Genomic DNA, 18289 nt, shown 5'->3' with positions numbered 1-18289 from the left:
GTTATTTTTTAAGTTGAATTTCAAGATCAGCCAGAATAGATTCTACTGAACGGATCGTGAATGCTGATAAGGTTAAAGTAGGGTTTGAAGTTCCCAGAGTCGTCATATTTCCTGCTCCTACGATGTATAAGTTCGGGTGATCCCAGGCTTTACAATAGCTGTTGGTTACAGAATCTTCCGCTTTAGAACCCATTCTGTGAGTTCCTACGATGTGGCCGGCTCCGTTATAAGAATATCTTTCTCCATTGTACACCACAGAATTCTTGTCTTCTGCAGTATATTTTGTGAAATCCTTAATGTTTAATTTGTTAAACATTTGATCGGAAGCTTTTTTTGCCTGCTCCATCGCTTTCATTTCATACTCTGTCAGTTCATAATGAATAACAGGACGGGGAATTCCCATTACATCCAGATATTGATCGTTAATGGTAACTCTGTTATTGGGATTGGGTAACTGTTCTATTTCAAAATGGAATAAAACCTGTTTTGAAAGTCTGTCGGTAAGCTCTTTTCTTAATTCTGCCCCAAAAAGATTCTTTTCGATAAAGTAGGCTACATCTGAGCCTGGAGAAAATGCCGGCCATCCCCATCCCCAATTGTCAAGCGGAGAAATCCATGCTGAGAATTCACCTCTGAAGCCTCCGTCACGGAAAGACGAAATGTTTGTGGTAGAACCAGGGCCTCTGTAAGGATAAACCGGTTCAGGGAAAAGTCCCCAGGTAAGCATTACCATGTGATCCATTAGGTTTCTTCCCATCTGATCACTGCTGTTGGCCGCCGTTTTAACAACATTGTTAACCGTATATTTGGAGTTCAGTAGAATTTTTGGATTTTCAAAAGCATTAGCAGCCAGAATCACGATAGCATCTGAAGTATCAATGGATTCTTCAACAAAATCTGTTTTCTCTTTTGAAGTGTATCTTCTTAAATGAACCTTGGAGATTTTATCTTTATCATTTTGGTCTATGCTTAACCTGTAAACCACACTCTGCGCCTGGATCTGCATGTATGGATTACGCTTAAGATTTTCGTTGTCATTAAGTTTATATAAAGCTTTTTTCAATGTTTTTAAAGCATTATACTTCGCCTGAACAGGGCAGATCGGAACACAGGAAGCATTCCCTTCACAACGTTCTCCCATATAAGGATTCCAAACAGAACCAAGCGCTTTGTATTCTTCTTTTTCAGAGCTGTCTAAAACCAGTTGATATCCGGAATCTTTTGACTCAGCTTTGATGATCTTTGTTTTCCCGTATTTTGGATTCGGAATAGAATTTCTTCCCTGTGGAGAAGGCACCATCATTAAAGGAATCTCTCCTGAACTCAGCTTTACACTTGTCCCTTTAAGTCCCTCAATAATCTTATGATCCATATAACTCTGAGGAATTTCTTCCATCGGAAATACATAGTCTCCATAATATTCTTGCGTCTTCTCTGTAATTGGATACTCCTGTCTTGAAACATCCCCGGAAACCCCGATTTCAAACTCAGCCATCTCATAATAAGGCCTTAATTCTTCATAACTTATCGGCCAGTCGACAGGGGCTTTCTCATCAGAATCTGGTTTTGGAATCTTGATACCATATTTTTCGGTAAGTTTAAAATCGTTGGGAAGCATTCTGGGTGTAGTTCCCAGCCAGTGAAGGGTTGTTCCTCCACCTACTCTTATCGCATCACTAGCAAAGGGCATTGGTCCAAATTGTACAAGATATCCTTTTTTATCTTGATAAGGCTGAACAATGTGTTCCATATCCAGAACGTTGGGAGAAGGAGCCTGCTTTAAGTTCGGATAAGGAGAGTTGGGAACTTTGGCTTCCTCTCTGTAAAAAGTACGGATATATTCATTATAAGTGGTCATTGAGGATACGGAATCCAGCTCAATACCAGCCTCCAGGCCAGCTTCATACATTAGGATTGATATTTCCCTGATGTTATCGGATTTTCCGGCATCTGCACGATGGACCATTTTTCCTTTGGTTATGTCAAATACATGATCGGATAATAGCTTTGCGATCAATGATCCTGCGATCCCCGTTCCTACGATGATCACATCTTTTTTGTTGGTAGTCTGGCTCATGAGTTGCTGTTTACAGGTTTAATATTCCATGATTTATATCCCGGCTGCTTGGCTCCCGGAGGATGGGAGTGCATCAGATTCCATACAAGCCCTTCCTTATAAGAGAGATCATTGATATAGGCTCCTTCCCAGGTTCCCAGATACCACATAGTGATTACTTTTCCGGCAATGTCATTCATTCCCGGGTTGCTGATAATTTCAGATTGAATGGTCTTTTTTAATTCCTCTTCACCGGAAGAACGTTCAAGGATATTTTTAGAAACGGTAAGGAATTCTACGAAGGTTGCTGCTTCCAGGCTTTTTAAAACATAAGTGTAATACGTTTCTGCAAGCCCTGTTGATTGTAGTTCGTTTACCGTAAATCCGGCAAGTGCTTCCGAGATAGACATAAACACGTCGAAATAATAATCGTCGACGTTGAGAATTTTGTTAATAATATTCATTTCGTGAAAAATTTGGGGTTAGATATCTTCATCTCCTTTTAAATGGAGGTTATCATGCCGATCGATCTACAGTTGCAGGATTTCAGGTAGCACCTCTTTTTCAGAAATGATTGAATGTATTTCAAGCGATCCATAGTTATCAATTTTGTTTATTCGAAATTAATCAGAACTCAGCAGATGAGATTCAGTATTTCTACGTAATTTGTGCTTATTTAAATTTACTTTTTTGTAAAAAATCCTTTCTATTAAGCTGTTTCAAGAGGTTTTGTTTTCACATAGTTTAGAATTATTTTAAATAATGTGGTATTGAATAGAGAATTAGATTTCACTGTTGGTAAAGTCAATATTCTAAAAAACAATAATAAATTGATGATCAGAATGTAACGAAAGCGAAACGGCAAATGTCTAATCTGTATAATTGAACTTTTTACCCAATTATCACTGGCCATGAAAAAAATTACCGTAACTTTATTATGCTTTGCTTCCTCTGTTTTGCCCGCACAAGGATTTAATAACAAAAAAGAAGAAGCTATTCTTTTCAAAAATTTGAATGAACAAACAGTTCATCAGTCTATTCAAAAGGAAACAGATAAGATATTCAATAAGTTGGTGAATATCAGACGGGATTTTCATGAAAACCCGGAGTTGGCAGGGAAGGAGAATCAAACTCAGGAAAAAATTAAAAAATATCTCCTGGATCTTGGAATGGAAGTTCAAACAGATACGTACGGACATAGTGTTGTAGGAACTCTGAAAGGAGATAAAAAAGGTAGAAAAATTGCCTGGAGATCCGATATGGATGCCCTTCCGAATGATTATCCCGATCCTGAAACTTTCAAATCAACAATAAAAGGAATTCAGCATGGTTGTGGTCATGATATCCATATGGCGATTGGATTAGGAATTGCTGAGGTTCTTGCAAAAAATAAGCAATCATTAAAAGGAACCGTCTATTTTATATTCCAGCCCGAAGAGGAAACTTTCAAAGGAGCAAAAGAAATGCTTCATAATGGATTACTTTCCAGAATAAATCCTGATGAAATCTACGGGTTGCATGTGACTGCTACACCAGTCGGGCAAATTATGGTGAAGGCCAATGAAATGTTTGCTTATCAGAAAAAAATAAGAATTCAGCTAAAAAACGGATTATCAGAAGACGAGCTCAACGACCTGGGAAAAAAGATCAGCAATTCATTATTCCGGACTTCTAACGGAGGCAAACCCTGGGAATTACAATCTATCGTAGATCCTAAAACAGGACTGACAAATCCTGATACCATTTTTAAAGATTATCTGTTCACAGACGGAAAATTCAATAGTTATTCCAAAAATAACGAGTCTTTTCTTGAAACTTACCTGTATGAGACGAATTCCTTTAATTTGGACAAAATAATTCCTACCGTTCAAAAAATTATTCAAGACAGCGGATATAAAGATCATCTTCTTTCCGTTTCATTTGTCCAGGGAAATCCAACTGTTGTTAATGATGAAAAACTGACCCGTTCATCAACAGAAATACTTCGGAATCTGTATGGCAAAAATGCAGTTGCTCCGGATTATGGTCAGGTTCCGTTTTTTAATGATGATTTTTCTTATTTTCAAGAAAAAATCCCAGGAGTATATTTCTTCCTGGGTGGTTCCAATTTTGAAAAAGGCGTGATCGCCATGAATCATTCTCCGAATTTTCAGGTGGATGAAGAAAGTATCAGAACGGGAGTTAAAAGTTTTGCATCCTTAATCGTTGAGCGTCTTAACAGAAACTAATTTTTCACCGCAATGGCATCAATCTCAAACAACATTCCGGGTAAAGCCAGCTGACTTACGGGAATAAGAGTACTGGTTGGCAGCCATGAAGACGTCCATGTCTTTTTAGCTTCCTCTGCCCATATCTCAAGTTTTTCCTGATTGTGGTCTACAATAAGCAAGGTGATTTTAATAACATTTTCAAATTTCATTGAATGGCTCTGTAAAACGATCTGTAAATTTTTTAAAGCATCCTGAACCTGAGTTTTGAAGTCGGCTGCCAATACATGATTTTCACCTACACCGCCGCTCTGTCCGGATATAAAACACATTCTGGAAGGAGATTCCACAGAAATACTGTGAGAAAAACCATAAGGACCGGGATTAAATAGCCCGGTAGGATTAATCAGTTTCGGTTGTTTATTATTTTCCATAATCTTTCATTTAATAAAGTAAAAGTGAGAGAAAAAAATCGGAAAAGTCTTTACATATGTTGAGAAAAATATTCTATTAATTCTGTAATATTGCTTGAATTGATCACGAGATTTCAATACAAAAAATGCTGTTCAGAGGAACAGCATTTTTAATTTTTACTCTACAACAATACTTTCAATTCCTTTCTGCAGAGCGGTATCCTGAATAACCGGAACAGAAAGCCCCTCTGCACGGACAACAGAAATGTCCGTCATTCCCATAAACCCAAGAGTTTTTTCTAAGTAAGGAACTACAAAATCATAGGCCTGTCTTTCCCCCTCAGAATACACTCCTCCACTCGAAAAAGCAAGATATACTTTCTTATTTTTTACAAGACCTTCAGGACCATTTTCACTATAGCTGAATGTTTTTCCTGCTCTGGCGATATGATCGAGCCATGATTTCAATGTTGAAGTAATACTGAAGTTGTATAGAGGAGCTTCAATAATGATAATATCAGCCTCAAGCAATTCATCAATGACGGTATCCGAAAGTTTTACTGTTTCCAACTGCTCAGAAGTACGGTTTTCAGCTGGAGTGAAAAATGCATTGATATGCGTTTCTTCTAAATGAGGAAAAAGAGGATTGGCCAAATCACGTTTCTTTAAAACACGGTCAGGATATTTGTCCGTAATTTTTTCTACAACAGCATTTCCCAGCTTTTTACTGATGGATGACTCGCTTCTTGGGCTTGAAGTAATATGAAGTACTCGTTTCATTTTTTTATTTTTTTTAAAATTGATGTTTCAAAATTATCTATATTTACTAATAAAAAGATAGTAGTTACCAAAAGGTTAGTGATAACATTTAGGTTAGTAATAAGTGAAAACAGAAACAATGGAAGAAGAAAAAATAGTGTATTCAAAGCCGCAATGCAGTAATCATCTGTCTGCTACAGAGGATGCTTTGTATGTTCTGGGAGGTAGATGGACCATCCGGGTGATGATTGCTATTCTGGGTGGACATACACGCTTCAATGAACTCCAAAGAACCATCAGTGGCATTTCAGCAAGAGTATTATCCAGTGAATTAAAAAAACTGGAGGTTAATCATTTGGTTGAAAGAACCGTTATCACAGACCAGAAGCCGGTGTTGGTAGAATATGTTCCCACGGAATACAGCGAGTCATTGAAAGATGTGATTGCAGCACTGGCAGATTGGGGCGCAAAACATAAAAAGAAAATTACAGCCTGATAAGTGGGTAGAAGAGTGGTGTTGAAATTAGAAATACTGTGTTTTTGTGGTATTTGATAAGTTGTAGCATTGCTTGCACTTTAAGTATTTTTGCTCAAATTAGTAACAAGATGGTCATAAGCGAAGATTTATTATTTTCTCACGAAGCCACTCTGGAAAATTATGAAGCAGGAGATGCTGTTTTTCAGGAAGGTACTGCAGCGAAATATTATTTCCAGATCAGACAAGGCACCGTGAAACTGAATACGTTTTTGGAAGACGGAAAAGAATTTGTTCATGGGTTCCCCTTTGACGGGCATTGCATTGGTGAAAGCTATTTATTTACTGATCATCATTATGCCATTAATGCCATTGCTGTGACCCATTGTGAAATTATTAAAATTTCCAAAACCAAAGTTCTCGAAATACTGCTGGAAAAGCCCGAATTAATACTTGAGATTAATAAATATATGGCTGACAGAATGCATTTCAGGTTTATGATTTCAAGTTTTCTGGCCATTTCAGATCCTATCGTAAAGCTGATGAAGCTGTTTGATCATATTAAAAAATATTTCGGATTTCAAGAACCTTATTCATTTCTGGTTCCCTATACCAGACAGCAAATCGCAACCTTAACCGGTCTTCGGGTGGAGACGGTGATCCGGTATGTCAAGAAAATGGAAGAGCAGAAAATGGTTAAAATTGAAAGTACTAAAATTTATTATTAGCTTTCCGTTATTCACTTTCCGTTAGATTATTATTTTAAAATTAAAACAGGCTGATGGGTATTCTGGTAAATTCCCTCGGAAATACTTCTGCTTGCCAGATAGTACAAAAAGCTGTGTTTACCGGGCAGTGCTATAATAAGGTCTGCTTTATCGGATGCTGCAAAGTTCAGGATACCCCTGATAATATTTTCATCATGAGAATAATGAATGCTGCTTGGAATCTCTGTTAAATGTTCGCGGATATAATCTTCCAGTTCCTTTTTCTGGCTTTCGTCCTCTTTTTCGCGGCTATTGATATTTAAAAATGAAAGACGAACATCTTGTTTGTGAATAACAGATTTGTGATGAAACAGTCTTTCCAATCTTTTAATACCCTTGATATCACAAGGAATAAATATATTCTTAACAGTAGTATAATGATAGCTGTGCGGTACAATTAGTGTTTTTACAGGGCTTGTTCTGGCAATACTAATAATATGCTCCGAAACAAAACTCTCAGTGGTAGAAGTCTGATCATCACTTCCCAGAATAATCAGTTCTACAGACGGCTCATTTTTTAAAAGCTCATTAATACTTCTGGTTAATGTCCAGTCACTCAATACCTTGGAAACCTTTATTTCTGGTGATTTTTCAGCGACAATTTTCATCAGCTGAGCGAATAGCAATTCTGTCCTTTGCAAGAGATTATTCACACTTTCTTCATTCACAAATGAATGCCCTTCTGCGATATGCAGATAATCAAATTCAGATTCTCCTGCGGTTTTGAGCAGGATAATATTTTGATATTCGTAGGCTTTTGCCCAATCTGCTGCAATTCTTACTGCATTTTCCGTAGTTGATGTAAAATCAACAGGTACAAGGATTGTTCTCATATTGTATGATGTTTTGGTCCTGATTCTTCCAGGTTTGCGGTCATTTTTTTTACCAAAAGCAGAGCTTTGATGATTTCTTCTTCCTGAATGTCATCAGCTGCCTTTTTATAAAGATCCAATGCCCAGGGATAAACAGTTTCTACAATCTGTTTACCTTTTGGAGTTAAAAAGATCTGTTTATTTCTGCGGTCATTTCTATCAGCTATCCGTTCAACAAGATTTCGTTTGACAAGACTGTTGATAAGATAAGTAATACTTGACTTGTCTTTGCTTACTTTGTTTCCTATTTCCTGCTGGTTGATACCATAATTTCTTGATAGCAAGCCGAGGATTTCAATCAGTTCAAAAGACAAATCCGAATCATATTCATTAATAATGCTCTGAATTTTCTGTCGAAGACGGCTTTTCATTTCACTCATGGCAAGGCCAAGTTCCAAAGCAAGTTCTGATATGTTATTCTGTTTTACGGACATACTTTTATAATGATATAGGAGGCTAAAGCCCTTTCCAAAGGGTTTTTAGCATGACTTATTATAACAAATATACGAAAAATTAGTTTTAATTGAAACTAATTAATTATGAAATATTACATTGTAAACAAAGGAAACGTGAATCTACAGGAACAGGTTTTGCACTCTTAAATGTAGTAAAAGGTGTTAATTTAAAAATCTTACTCCGTCAACAGGATTAAGACTTCATGAAAGTAATCTTGAGAATGATTTCCTAAAACAACATGAAAAAATTACCTTGCTATATGCTGCTAAAGACGATGAGCATTGTCATGCGATTATTTTGAAAAAATACCTTGAAAGTATACAACAGATATAAAAAAAACAGAGACTAGTTCTCTGCTTTTTCTTTTTTAACGGCCTGGTGCATAATAAGAATGATCCCCAAGAGGAAACATGCAATAATCAGATAACGCCATGAAAGCCCTTTTTGATCCGTTACAGTTCCGCTTACCGAGATGATAAAACTTGTTACAGAAGTGATCACATATACCAATCCGCCCATCAATCCACCGGCAGTACCTGCATTTTTCGGAAAGTAAAGCATACTTGTCGTAAAAAAGGAGGTAAATAAAATTCCGGAACATATATGAATAAAAAAGGCAAATGGAATCATAATAAAAAGGCTTTCTGCAAAATAGCTGGTAGTGATCAACCCTGCAATCAGAATCAGCTGAAGAAGGATAGGTTGCAATATTCTTGGTTTAAAATCAAGAGTCAGCCTGCGTTTTCCTATAAAACCTCCAATCATCCACGAAAATCCTAAGATTAACGTACAGTATCCAATGACTACCGGTGTAAAATGAAAAGTGTTTTCAATAATAAATGGTCCGGTAATATTAAATAACATTACGATAGAGTAGCTGAGCCCCAAAATGAAAATACCCAGCATGAAAATTCTGTTCTTAAGCATCATTTTGTAAAGACTTATATTCTCTGAAAGATCCAGCTTCTTTTTCTGGGGAAGGCTCTCTCCGCTAAAAAACCACTCAAAAAGAAACAAAAATCCGGCATAAGCTGCCAGAAAATAGAAATTAGCATGCCAGTTAAAGATTTTCTCAAGATATCCACCAAGGAAAGGCGCCAGAATAGGACCACAAGACCAGACAATAGTAAAATAACTCAAATAATGTTTTACCCTTTCCGCATCGTAAATATCCACAAAAATAGCACGCGTTGCCACAACAAGTACTGAAACCGCAGCTCCCTGAAGAATACGAAGCAGACAGATCAGTAAAATACTGTTTGTCATCGTAATTAAAATACTGGTCAGAATCAAAAGGAATAATGCTATTAATTTGGGACGGTAACGACCAATGCTATCAAGAATTCCTCCTACAAACAATTGGGAAATTCCGTAGCTCAACAGATATGAAGTCAGGGTAATTTGAATATCTTTTTCCGAAACCATCATTTCTTTAGCCATAGAAGGGAACGATGGTAAATAAATATCAGTGACAAACCCTGAAAGCGGGATAGACACGAAAGCCATAATGGTAATTAATCTGATTCTTTGCTCAGATGCTTCTCTCAACATATTCATTCATTTTTTACATTGCAAAAATAAGTCAAGAAATACAAAACCGGATTTTAAAAGACAAAGTAAAAATTACAAAAATCAAATATTAAGATAAATTCTTAAACTTTAAGGGTGAAGTGCGGGCATACTTTTTAAAAAAATTATTAAAATGAGCAGGCTGGTCAAACCCTAAAGTATAGCCTATCTGGGCAATATCCCAATTGGTATACTTCAGCAGGTTTTTAGATTCTTCAAACATCTTTTCTTTAATAATCTGTGTTGTAGTAAGGTTCGTTACAGATTTCACCGAGGAATTCAGATGATTGACATGCACATTCAGATGCTCGGCAAAATCAGAAGGTGTTTTTAATGCCAGTGGATAAGCAGGAGAGTCTAAAGGAAACTGTTTGTTGAGCAACTCATCGAATAACTTGTATAAACGAACATTTGCAGGAAGTTCATGGGGATTGATGTCTTCCACGCGGTTTTCCAGCGCCAGATGCATTACAGAGGCTAGATTGCTTTTAATGCTGCTGCAACGGAAAGGATAGGGAGAATTGTTCATTCTGTAAATCTGATCAAAATAAAGAGTAGCCAGCTGAGCTTGTTCTTCTGTCAGGAAAATAACAGGCTTGCTCCATTCCTTGAACATTGATGTTTTTTTAAACAGGTTAAATTCTGAATTTCCATTAAAAAACTCCTGGTTGAACAAACAAAAATATCCTTCCTGTACATCGCTTTCACACTCCCATGAATACGGAATACTGGGAGAAGGGAAAAATAAAGCAGGACCATCTATATACAGTTGATGCGCACCATAATGAATAGTGCCTTTTCCAATGATAAAGCTTATTTTATAATAATCACGACGGTTGTAAGGACTTTTGAAACTACAGTATCTCCGCATAGAGATATTGAAGTGGGATTTTCCGGTTTCAAAATCCTCAGAATCAAATATTTTAATCTGATCTTTACGGATGCGTCTGTAATAATCTTCTATCGTTTCCAGCTGATCACTCATAGGTAAAAATTATAAAAATCAAAGATAAGTAAACTATTGTTTGCTTAAAATAATTTTAAATGAGATAATAGAAATAGTAATTATAGCTTTGCTCAATAGTATCAATACTAAGGTAACAAACTATTTATTATAAACTATCTGTGCAAATCTGTGGGCGAAAATAATTAAATCAACTTTTATTAATTTCCATTTCTAAAATATGAGAAGGAAGTTGAAAAGGTCCGGCCTTTGAACTGCTTGCTGCCACAAATCCGGATTCTTTTAAAAATGCTGCAAGCGGATCATGATCAAGCATATTGATCCAGATGATATCTGTGAAACTCACTGCGGATCTGCATTTCTTCCAAAGAGACTGTCTTGTTTCCGGAGAATCAAACTCTGATAGAATTACAAAGCTGATTTCTGTAGCTCTTTTCCCTTCAGGGACTCCTGGGTGTAAAGAACCACTTTTTATAATGCTGTATCCGATTGGCTTCTGGTCAGCATAGGTCATAATCAGTTGATTGGAAAGATTGTTCAGGTCATTGATCATTTTTCTCGGATCAATTTCGTGCTGAATATATTTTTTGATGTCTTCCTCACTTACAAACTCTTTGTACAATGTATAAACGGAAGAATCGATAATGGTTATAAGATCAGAAATTCCCTCTTCAGAACCCACTGTAAATTTTGAAATGATATCCATAGAATTTTTTTTATTCAAAATTATAAGATTAATCTATTCAAAAAGGATACAGTTCACTAAAATATCATCGGTACAGAAAGGTATTTTAGTAAATTTGTTCAGTACAGTTGTTGTGTTATGATGAAATCTTATAAGTACGAAATTTTTACGGCTGAAATAGAGAAGCAGATCTACAGTGGAATTTTACAGGAAAATGACAGACTTCCCTCCGTTCGTGATATCAAAGAAAAATACAAACTGAGTACAAGCTCTGTGCAAAGTGGATTTGAATACCTTATGATTAAAGGATTGATCAGAAGCCATCCACGGTCTGGCTATTTTGTCACAGGAATTCAGGAGGAGAATATTCCGGAAATAAAGACTCAACTTCCGGCAGTGGTGAGGGATGAAGTATTTATGAAAAATATGATACTTACTTCCAAAAGAACTTCAGAATTCAGCTCTTTTAACACGGCAGTGCCCGGAGATCTTCTGATTCCGCAAAAGCTTATTCTCAGAACAATGCAGGAAGTCATTCGGGAGAAAGGAGCATCATTGCTCAGGTATTATCCTTCAAACGGATTGGAGCCATTAAGGAAATATATTGCAAAACAAATGGGAACTTATGGCTGTATATTAAATCCAGACGAAATAATTATCACTGATGGCGCTCTGCAGGCCCTTACAATTGCTTTGAAATCGGTTACAAAAGCACGCGATGTAGTGGCTGTTGAGAGTCCATGTGTGTTTTCTGTATTGGAAGTCCTTGCTCATCTCGAACTGAAAGTCATTGAGATTCCTGTGCATTATAAAACAGGCTTTGATGTTGAATATTTTCAAAAAATCTGTAAGGAAAATAAAATCAGCGCTCTTGTCACTACTCCCAATTTTCACAATCCCACAGGTGTTATAATGAATGATGAAACTAAAAAAGAAATTCTGAGTATAGCAGAAATTCATCAGTTCTGTATTATTGAGAATGATATGTATTCCGATCTTTATTTTGAAGAACAAAGACCGCAAAGTATAAAAAGCTTTGATAAAAAGGGAATTGTGATGACGTATTCATCCTTTTCAAAGACGTTAGCTCCAGGAATTCGTTTAGGCTGGTTGCATGCCGGAAGTTTTTATGCAAAATCCGAAAGAGTAAGATTTGCTTTAGGGCGTTCGGTTTCTCCCATTTATCAGGAACTGGTTCTAAAGCTGCTACAGGGAAACAGTTATGAAAGACACCTTCGGGTATTCCGGAAAAAACTCAATAAGCAGGCTGTTCAGGTATTGGATATTTTAAGAAAGTCCTTTCCTGAAGGTTCTTATTTTCACAGACCGAGAGGTTGTTACAGTATTTGGGGAAAGCTTCCTGAGAATACGGATATGAAAAGATTCTATCAGTATTGTGAAGAGCATCAGATTTTGTTTACTCCCGGAAATACCTTTTCGTTCACTGACAGATACCATGATCATTTCAGGATTGTTTTTGCCGAAAGAATTACTTCTGAAAGCATTGTTTTATTAAAAAATGCAGGTAGGAGAGCGAAAGAACTGCAGTCTTAAACCATTAAAAATAATTAACTATGATAAGGAAACCAAATGGCTTTGTCAATAAGCTTTTTTAAGAAAATCTTATTTATTGTTTTTTTGATTCTTATTGATTTTGAGTGGTTTATTTAAAATTTTACGTTGGCTGTATATAATACCCAACTATATGGCTGATTTTCTACAATAATTTGATTTTATTTTAAAAATTAAATTGAATTTAGGAAAGACTCAGAAAAAATGATTAAATCCATTATTTTTTTTCGACACAATTAGGCTGGAATCACCATAAAACCTATATTTGCAGCCTAAATTTTTAAATAAATGAAAGAACTAATTGAAAAAATCAACGCAGAATTTGAAGCGTTCACAACTGAGGCAAACCAACAAGCGGAAAAAGGAAACAAGGCAGCTGGTACAAGAGCTCGTAAAGCAGCTTTGGAACTTAGCAAATTGTTCAAAGAATTCAGAAAAGTTTCTGTAGAAGAAGCAAAGAAATAATTCACCTTTAGCCGGCTTTTGAAGCCGGTTTTTTTATTTCCGAATACAATAACTGTTTTAGCGTGAAATATGTTAAAAATTCCCAGTTTTAGAATGTGTTTTGCTGAATTTAAATAGTTAGTGTTAAATAGTATTAAAGTGTATTAAATTTCTATTCTTCTATACGCTTCCAGGTTTATATTTGTGGTATTAATTAAAACTAATATAACAAATAACCATGAAGCCCTTTTATCTTCTATTCATTTTCTTTTTCGGTTTTTTTTCTGCACAGAAATTAAGAGTAGTTGATTCCGAAAATGGAAATCCTATTCCCAATGCAAGAATTATCTTTCAGGATCAAATCATTTATACCAATGAAGATGGTTTTGCTCCAGTAAATCCAGATGCTGTTAATTTTGAAGTTTCTGCTTCGGGTTTTCAAAAAGAGAAAATACAAGCCTTTAACGCTCAGGTAAAACTTAAACCTATCTATAAAAATATCGATGAGATCAAAATCATCAATGTAGACATTAAGAAAATATTTGAAGACATCAATAAAAATTACCATAAAAAATATTATGATGATCCTTCTCTTTATGACGTTGTATACAAGGAAAAAGGTTTTGATAACAATAAACTCTACTTTCTGGTCATTGCAGAAGCGAAGTTCTGGAGTAAAAATAACCAATATAATTTTAAAGATGGTTTTCGTAAAAACTATGATGAAATCCTCCAGATGCAGCTGAATAACGTTAAATATCTGAAGAAAGTAAATACTGATAGTGTTTTCACGGGAAAAACCAATGAGTTTTCTCATGAATACCTAGGAAACCTTTTCCTGAATTATGAACTTTACAGAACACTCCAGCATTTAAGAATGAAGGACTGTAAATATAACGGAAGGTTGATTTTTGAGGAAGGTGATGAACAGTTGATTACCTTTAAAATAGAGTCGGGAAGGGGAATTCAGATGAACGGGGAATTTAAATATAATAAAGCAGACAAAGTGATTACTTATTTTGAAACGCATTATTTTCAGACAGATTTTCCTACCATGAAGAAAATGACCACAGATGGAAGAGAATTTCAGTACAAACTTGGGGATGCCACGCTGATTTTTGATTTTTATAAGAAAGACGGTGTCTATGTACCTGCATTGACGAAGTTGGAAGGAGATGGTTTTACCGTTTTTTATAAAGATGAGACCCATGTAAGGAAATTCAGTCGTGAAATTATCTTTACTACTTTTACCAAAACTGATAAGAAAGGACTTAATCCGAAGGTTGATTTTAATATCAGTATCTGGAGTAATGTTCCTGTAAAAGAAGAAAAAGCTGGAACAACAATCCTTTCCAAGGAGGAACAGGCGTTTCTCAATGAAAAATAAAGTGTCATCTCTAAAGGCCATAAGACTGTCATATTGATGGTCTTTTTTATTAATTATAGCTTCTTTCGGAATTTTATTATTTCTTTTGAACAAAAACATTGATTATATAATTAAAAAACCTCTTTTTTAGGCTTAATCCTTCACTATCTCCCTAATTTCTTTTATCTTTAAACCAATCAATAAATAGTATGAGGATAAATAGATTTTTTGCAGTGCCTGCGGTAATGCTGGCCGCTCAGTTTTCATGGGCTCAGGTAAAGGTTGACCCAAAAGAAAGGCTTAGCCCTATCGTAAAAAGTTTTGTAGATGAAGTAAATAATAATTCCCAGCTGGAAAATCTGGCCTCTGAACTGCTGGATGGGATCGGACCTCGCCTTGTAGGAACTCCCGAAATGCTGGCCGCAAATGAATGGAGTGCCAATAAACTTCGTTCCTGGGGAGTGGATGCCAATCTTCAACAATTCGGAACCTGGAAAGGATGGCAAAGAGGGACGACTCATGTTGATATGACATATCCGCGCATAAAATCCCTTTCCGCAACGCAGCTGGCATGGAGTCCGGCTACTAAAAAAGCAATTGAGGCGGAAGTGATTATCCTTCCAAAAGTATCTTCTAAAGCTGAATTTGATCAATGGCTTCCTTCTGTGAAAGGGAAAATTGTATTGATGGCACAATATCAGAAAATAGGACGCTCTGATGAGCAGATTAAAGAATTTGCCACTCCTGAATTGTATGAAAAACTTAAAGCTGAAAAAGAACAGGCTGCCAAAGATTTTACCGCTTTTATAAAGAACATAGGTTATGATAATAACACGCTGCCGGAGGCATTGGAAAAAGCAGGGGCGGCAGGTATTGCTATTTCAAACTGGACCGGTATTATGGGAGCTAACAGGATCTTTGGAGCGAAAACAACCAGAATTCCAATGATTGATATCGACGTGGAAGACTATGGAATGCTTTATAGAATGGCGGAAAAAGGGACTCAGCCTAAAATCAAAATTGATGCTCAGTCAAAAGTGCTTCCTGAAGCCAAAAGCTTTAATACAATCGGAATGATCAAAGGAAAGGAAAAGCCTGATGAATATGTGATTCTTTCAGCTCACCTTGACTCATGGGACGGAGCTCAGGGAGCTACAGATAATGGAACCGGCACAATCACCATGCTGGAAACCATGAGAATTCTGAAAAAATATTATCCGAATAATAAAAGAACTATTGTCATCGGACTTTGGGGAAGTGAGGAACAGGGATTAAACGGTTCGAGAGGCTTTGTAATGGATAATCCGCAGATTATTAAAGGGGTACAGGCTGCTTTTAATCAGGATAACGGAACAGGGCGCGTTGTCAATATCAGCGGGCAGGGATTTGTAAAGGCTTATGATTACGTAGGAAGATGGCTTGATGGCGTTCCAAAAGCTGTAAGAAGTCATATTAAAACTGACTTTCCGGGTATGCCTGGCGGAGGAGGTTCTGATCATGCTTCGTTCGTGGCAGCAGGAGTACCAGGAATTTCTTTAGGTTCTCTGAACTGGGGCTATTTTGGATATACCTGGCATACAACGAAAGATACTTATGACAAGATCGTTTTTGATGAGGTCAAAAATAATGTGATTTTAACTGCGGCATTAGCTTATATGGCATCCGAAGACCCTGAATTCAGCAACCGAGAAAAAAGAGTAATGCCTCAGGATGAAAAAGGAGAGACTGTAAAATGGCCGGAAGTAAAAGAGCCTAGAAGAAGCTCTAAAGATTATAAATAGTTTTCTTTATTTGAAAACACGAAAAGAATAGATGTGATATTCTGATATACTATTCTTTTTTGACCGTTATTAGCTAAAACATTTATTTTATAGTTAAATAATATCTGTTGTTAGCCAATAACGGTTTTTTTATTATGAATTTTCTAAGAAATAGAATGTTTCTCATAACCTAAACCTAATAGTGATAAGATTTTGTTATCTTTAATATGAGATATACTTTAAACGGGCTATAAGAAGTATATTGTTTTAATCAGAAATGGATTTCATAATAAATGTATAGAGGATGCGAATTGATTAAATATTAAATAAATTTTTCCATTTTGCAACGGTATTGCGACTCAGCTTAAAATGTAGAGCCAATTGCGTATTATTAAGATAATTCTTTTTTTGATATTCAAGAATTTTATAGATGGTTTCCTTATTGTAAGAGCGGTGTGACTGATTAGCCTTAATGTTTTGGCTATAGTTAAATATGATGCTGTTAATTTCTATTACATCAAACGCTGACAGATTCTTCTTCGATAAAATTTTTGCGCATTCCTGCTTTTTTTCCGGATATTTCATGTCAACAAGATCACTGTAAATTCTTTTGTAATCAGGCGTCATTGAGGGCGATTGTTTGTGATGATTCATGATGTAGATTTATCAATTTATAGTCCTTTTTTTAGTAAGCTGTTTTTTGAATACAAATAAATACTAGAGTTCATAAATTAATTAAAGAGGGTGTCTCAACCAATCATAAGAATGCCTTCAATATTTGAAAATAATAAAGTAAACTGCTTTTCAGCTTTACAATAGCTTTATTCTTTAATGCTGCTTACGACTCTAGTATTTGGTCTTAATATTAACTCAACAATAAAAAGTGTATAACATTTGTGTTTTAATGTAAATGTATATTTCTATTCTAAATATTGCAAAATTTTATATACATCATTTATACATCTTTTTTTAAATGGCAAAAACAGACCAAAATCTATCACCAGTATAAGCTAATTAATTCCTAAAATAATTCAAAGGTATTTACTTGAAATCATGCATGTTTCATTGTGCTGTATCTGTGATGTATGTGTTATTTAATACATCGCAATGCTTATTTTATACTTTTACGACGAAACAAAAAGCAGTATAGTATGGAAAAAAAGAATGTATTAACCTTGTTAGTATTGTATTCTCCTGATACGTATTCCCAAATCGGGATTAATACTACTGATGCTAGAATTACTCTGGATATAGCAGGAGCTCCTACACAACCAGCTATACTGGTAAATCCCTTTTCCAATGCAAGAGTAAAACTCGGAGTTAATTCCAATGGCTCCACCATGTAGACAGCAAAATCCAAATTTGTTGATCAGAATAATGTTATCTAAAGTTTTGATATGTGAGTAGTACGGGCTTTTACATATAACAAATAAACAATGAAAAATATCATCATAATTTTAATAAGTACACTACTAATCTCTTCGTGTACTGTAAATAATACGCAAAAAAATATTTCTTATAAATCAGCAAGGAAGTATTTTGCTAAAAATACCTATGATAATAAAGATTTTACTGAAAAAATAATGAGTTCACAGGAGGAGTTCGAACGACTTTTTGGGGCTGCAGTAACAATGGGTACCGATGGGAAACCAACGCCTATTGATTTTTCAAAAGAAAATGTACTTGCTCTCATTTACCCTAAAACCAATTTGGAAGTGAAAATTATTCCTGTAAGTCTTCAGGAAAATAAGCAGAATACAGTGTATTCTTATAAAGTGCTTGAAGGTGCTCCAAATGGTTTTATCACTATTCCCAACACAATTATTATCATTCAAGAACCAAATTCAAAAAATAATTTTTCATAAAATAAAAGAATGATAACGGGAAATATTTCCGTATCAATTCAATCTAGTATTGACAGAAC

20 protein-coding genes are annotated in these 18289 nt (G+C 35.6%); 10 read left to right on the top strand and 10 right to left on the bottom strand.

Features of this window, described 5'->3' with window-relative positions:
• Window position 1 precedes the first annotated feature (1 nt).
• Window positions 2–2077 carry a GMC oxidoreductase gene (locus tag RHP76_RS05565; protein ID WP_311229675.1) on the bottom strand — a complete coding sequence of 692 codons (2076 nt, stop codon included), beginning with the start codon at window positions 2075–2077 and terminating at the stop codon, window positions 2–4.
• Entirely contained in the window at window positions 2074–2520 is a 447-nt protein-coding gene (locus tag RHP76_RS05560; RefSeq protein WP_311229674.1) for a hypothetical protein, read from the bottom strand. The genes RHP76_RS05565 and RHP76_RS05560 overlap by 4 nt, the downstream gene beginning before the upstream one ends.
• 447 nt (window positions 2521–2967) lie before the next feature.
• On the opposite strand from RHP76_RS05560, the gene RHP76_RS05555 reads away from it, so the two are divergent.
• Window positions 2968–4284: a M20 metallopeptidase family protein gene (locus RHP76_RS05555; RefSeq protein ID WP_123279960.1), complete on the top strand. Its 1317-nt coding sequence runs from the start codon at window positions 2968–2970 to the stop codon at window positions 4282–4284.
• On the opposite strand, the gene RHP76_RS05550 is transcribed toward RHP76_RS05555, so the two are convergent.
• Both RHP76_RS05550 and RHP76_RS05545 read right to left on the bottom strand, forming a co-directional pair.
• Window positions 4281–4697, bottom strand: coding sequence for a RidA family protein (locus tag RHP76_RS05550; protein WP_120231519.1), 417 nt, complete (start codon window positions 4695–4697; stop codon window positions 4281–4283). The two genes, RHP76_RS05555 and RHP76_RS05550, sit on opposite strands and share 4 nt — an antisense overlap.
• Before the next feature lie 156 nt (window positions 4698–4853).
• Window positions 4854–5456: an FMN-dependent NADH-azoreductase gene (locus RHP76_RS05545; protein WP_120231518.1), complete on the bottom strand. Its 603-nt coding sequence runs from the start codon at window positions 5454–5456 to the stop codon at window positions 4854–4856.
• A gap of 118 nt (window positions 5457–5574) precedes the next feature.
• Here RHP76_RS05545 and RHP76_RS05540 point away from each other — a divergent pair, with 118 nt between their 5' ends.
• Window positions 5575–5931, top strand: coding sequence for a winged helix-turn-helix transcriptional regulator (locus RHP76_RS05540; RefSeq protein ID WP_120231517.1), 357 nt, complete (start codon window positions 5575–5577; stop codon window positions 5929–5931).
• A 110-nt stretch (window positions 5932–6041) separates the two neighbouring features.
• The gene (locus RHP76_RS05535) at window positions 6042–6638 is read left to right on the top strand and encodes a Crp/Fnr family transcriptional regulator (protein WP_120232217.1); all 597 of its coding nucleotides are present in this window, start codon (window positions 6042–6044) and stop codon (window positions 6636–6638) included.
• Window positions 6639–6667: 29 nt separating this feature from the next.
• On the opposite strand, the gene RHP76_RS05530 is transcribed toward RHP76_RS05535, so the two are convergent.
• A complete protein-coding gene (locus RHP76_RS05530) occupies window positions 6668–7510 on the bottom strand; it encodes a universal stress protein (protein ID WP_311229673.1) in 843 nt (280 codons plus the stop codon).
• Window positions 7507–7983 carry a MarR family winged helix-turn-helix transcriptional regulator gene (locus RHP76_RS05525; protein ID WP_311229672.1) on the bottom strand — a complete coding sequence of 159 codons (477 nt, stop codon included), beginning with the start codon at window positions 7981–7983 and terminating at the stop codon, window positions 7507–7509. Before RHP76_RS05525 ends, RHP76_RS05530 begins: the two co-directional genes overlap by 4 nt.
• Window positions 7984–8257: 274 nt before the next feature.
• Between RHP76_RS05525 and RHP76_RS05520 the strand changes: the two genes are divergently transcribed.
• Window positions 8258–8338 carry a hypothetical protein gene (locus tag RHP76_RS05520; RefSeq protein WP_277695598.1) on the top strand — a complete coding sequence of 27 codons (81 nt, stop codon included), beginning with the start codon at window positions 8258–8260 and terminating at the stop codon, window positions 8336–8338.
• Window positions 8339–8350: 12 nt separating this feature from the next.
• Here the strand turns inward: RHP76_RS05520 and RHP76_RS05515 are convergent, their stop codons facing one another.
• The 3 genes from RHP76_RS05515 to RHP76_RS05505 form a co-directional block, all read right to left on the bottom strand.
• Complete coding sequence (locus RHP76_RS05515; RefSeq protein WP_047433437.1) at window positions 8351–9556, bottom strand: MFS transporter; 1206 nt, start codon at window positions 9554–9556, stop codon at window positions 8351–8353.
• Window positions 9557–9644: 88 nt separating this feature from the next.
• A complete protein-coding gene (locus RHP76_RS05510; protein WP_062675181.1) occupies window positions 9645–10559 on the bottom strand; it encodes a helix-turn-helix domain-containing protein in 915 nt (304 codons plus the stop codon).
• 169 nt (window positions 10560–10728) lie between these two features.
• Window positions 10729–11244 (bottom strand): hypothetical protein, encoded by a 516-nt coding sequence (locus RHP76_RS05505; protein WP_120231514.1) that lies wholly within the window; start codon window positions 11242–11244, stop codon window positions 10729–10731.
• A gap of 117 nt (window positions 11245–11361) precedes the next feature.
• Between RHP76_RS05505 and RHP76_RS05500 the strand changes: the two genes are divergently transcribed.
• The 4 genes from RHP76_RS05500 to RHP76_RS05485 all read left to right on the top strand — a co-directional run bounded on the left by RHP76_RS05500 (window position 11362) and on the right by RHP76_RS05485 (window position 16386).
• Entirely contained in the window at window positions 11362–12777 is a 1416-nt protein-coding gene (locus RHP76_RS05500; RefSeq protein ID WP_311229671.1) for an aminotransferase-like domain-containing protein, read from the top strand.
• A gap of 306 nt (window positions 12778–13083) precedes the next feature.
• Entirely contained in the window at window positions 13084–13260 is a 177-nt protein-coding gene (locus RHP76_RS05495; protein ID WP_002978882.1) for a BF3379 family histone-like protein, read from the top strand.
• A gap of 217 nt (window positions 13261–13477) precedes the next feature.
• Window positions 13478–14626, top strand: coding sequence for a carboxypeptidase-like regulatory domain-containing protein (locus tag RHP76_RS05490; RefSeq protein WP_311229670.1), 1149 nt, complete (start codon window positions 13478–13480; stop codon window positions 14624–14626).
• A gap of 188 nt (window positions 14627–14814) precedes the next feature.
• On the top strand, window positions 14815–16386 hold the full coding sequence (locus tag RHP76_RS05485) for a M28 family peptidase (RefSeq protein WP_311229669.1): 1572 nt from the start codon (window positions 14815–14817) through the stop codon (window positions 16384–16386).
• 294 nt (window positions 16387–16680) lie between these two features.
• Here the strand turns inward: RHP76_RS05485 and RHP76_RS05480 are convergent, their stop codons facing one another.
• Window positions 16681–17019 (bottom strand): hypothetical protein, encoded by a 339-nt coding sequence (locus RHP76_RS05480; protein WP_062675177.1) that lies wholly within the window; start codon window positions 17017–17019, stop codon window positions 16681–16683.
• A gap of 497 nt (window positions 17020–17516) precedes the next feature.
• Between RHP76_RS05480 and RHP76_RS05475 the strand changes: the two genes are divergently transcribed.
• Window positions 17517–17711 (top strand): hypothetical protein, encoded by a 195-nt coding sequence (locus tag RHP76_RS05475; RefSeq protein ID WP_062675176.1) that lies wholly within the window; start codon window positions 17517–17519, stop codon window positions 17709–17711.
• A gap of 90 nt (window positions 17712–17801) precedes the next feature.
• On the top strand, window positions 17802–18230 hold the full coding sequence (locus RHP76_RS05470) for a hypothetical protein (RefSeq protein WP_311229668.1): 429 nt from the start codon (window positions 17802–17804) through the stop codon (window positions 18228–18230).
• Window positions 18231–18289 lie beyond the last annotated feature (59 nt).

It is taken from the genome of Chryseobacterium sp. SG20098 (assembly GCF_031844745.1).
GTDB lineage: Bacteria > Bacteroidota > Bacteroidia > Flavobacteriales > Weeksellaceae > Chryseobacterium > Chryseobacterium cucumeris.
The sequence above is the reverse complement of the archived record's forward strand: the minus strand, read 5'-3'. Positions and strand labels throughout refer to the sequence as shown.

Excerpts from the sequence above, each read along its gene's own strand:
- RHP76_RS05510 (WP_062675181.1), bottom strand. The coding sequence starts at position 10,559 with ATGAGTGATCAGCTGGAAACGATAGAAGATTATTACAGACGCATCCGT.
- RHP76_RS05550 (WP_120231519.1), bottom strand. The coding sequence starts at position 4,697 with ATGGAAAATAATAAACAACCGAAACTGATTAATCCTACCGGGCTATTT.
- RHP76_RS05530 (WP_311229673.1), bottom strand. The coding sequence starts at position 7,510 with ATGAGAACAATCCTTGTACCTGTTGATTTTACATCAACTACGGAAAAT.
- RHP76_RS05525 (WP_311229672.1), bottom strand. The coding sequence starts at position 7,983 with ATGTCCGTAAAACAGAATAACATATCAGAACTTGCTTTGGAACTTGGC.
- RHP76_RS05555 (WP_123279960.1), top strand. The coding sequence starts at position 2,968 with ATGAAAAAAATTACCGTAACTTTATTATGCTTTGCTTCCTCTGTTTTG.
- RHP76_RS05545 (WP_120231518.1), bottom strand. The coding sequence starts at position 5,456 with ATGAAACGAGTACTTCATATTACTTCAAGCCCAAGAAGCGAGTCATCC.
- RHP76_RS05485 (WP_311229669.1), top strand. The coding sequence starts at position 14,815 with ATGAGGATAAATAGATTTTTTGCAGTGCCTGCGGTAATGCTGGCCGCT.
- RHP76_RS05540 (WP_120231517.1), top strand. The coding sequence starts at position 5,575 with ATGGAAGAAGAAAAAATAGTGTATTCAAAGCCGCAATGCAGTAATCAT.
- RHP76_RS05565 (WP_311229675.1), bottom strand. The coding sequence starts at position 2,077 with ATGAGCCAGACTACCAACAAAAAAGATGTGATCATCGTAGGAACGGGG.
- RHP76_RS05560 (WP_311229674.1), bottom strand. The coding sequence starts at position 2,520 with ATGAATATTATTAACAAAATTCTCAACGTCGACGATTATTATTTCGAC.
- RHP76_RS05495 (WP_002978882.1), top strand. The coding sequence starts at position 13,084 with ATGAAAGAACTAATTGAAAAAATCAACGCAGAATTTGAAGCGTTCACA.
- RHP76_RS05500 (WP_311229671.1), top strand. The coding sequence starts at position 11,362 with ATGATGAAATCTTATAAGTACGAAATTTTTACGGCTGAAATAGAGAAG.
- RHP76_RS05535 (WP_120232217.1), top strand. The coding sequence starts at position 6,042 with ATGGTCATAAGCGAAGATTTATTATTTTCTCACGAAGCCACTCTGGAA.
- RHP76_RS05475 (WP_062675176.1), top strand. The coding sequence starts at position 17,517 with ATGGAAAAAAAGAATGTATTAACCTTGTTAGTATTGTATTCTCCTGAT.
- RHP76_RS05515 (WP_047433437.1), bottom strand. The coding sequence starts at position 9,556 with ATGTTGAGAGAAGCATCTGAGCAAAGAATCAGATTAATTACCATTATG.
- RHP76_RS05490 (WP_311229670.1), top strand. The coding sequence starts at position 13,478 with ATGAAGCCCTTTTATCTTCTATTCATTTTCTTTTTCGGTTTTTTTTCT.
- RHP76_RS05505 (WP_120231514.1), bottom strand. The coding sequence starts at position 11,244 with ATGGATATCATTTCAAAATTTACAGTGGGTTCTGAAGAGGGAATTTCT.
- RHP76_RS05470 (WP_311229668.1), top strand. The coding sequence starts at position 17,802 with ATGAAAAATATCATCATAATTTTAATAAGTACACTACTAATCTCTTCG.
- RHP76_RS05480 (WP_062675177.1), bottom strand. The coding sequence starts at position 17,019 with ATGAATCATCACAAACAATCGCCCTCAATGACGCCTGATTACAAAAGA.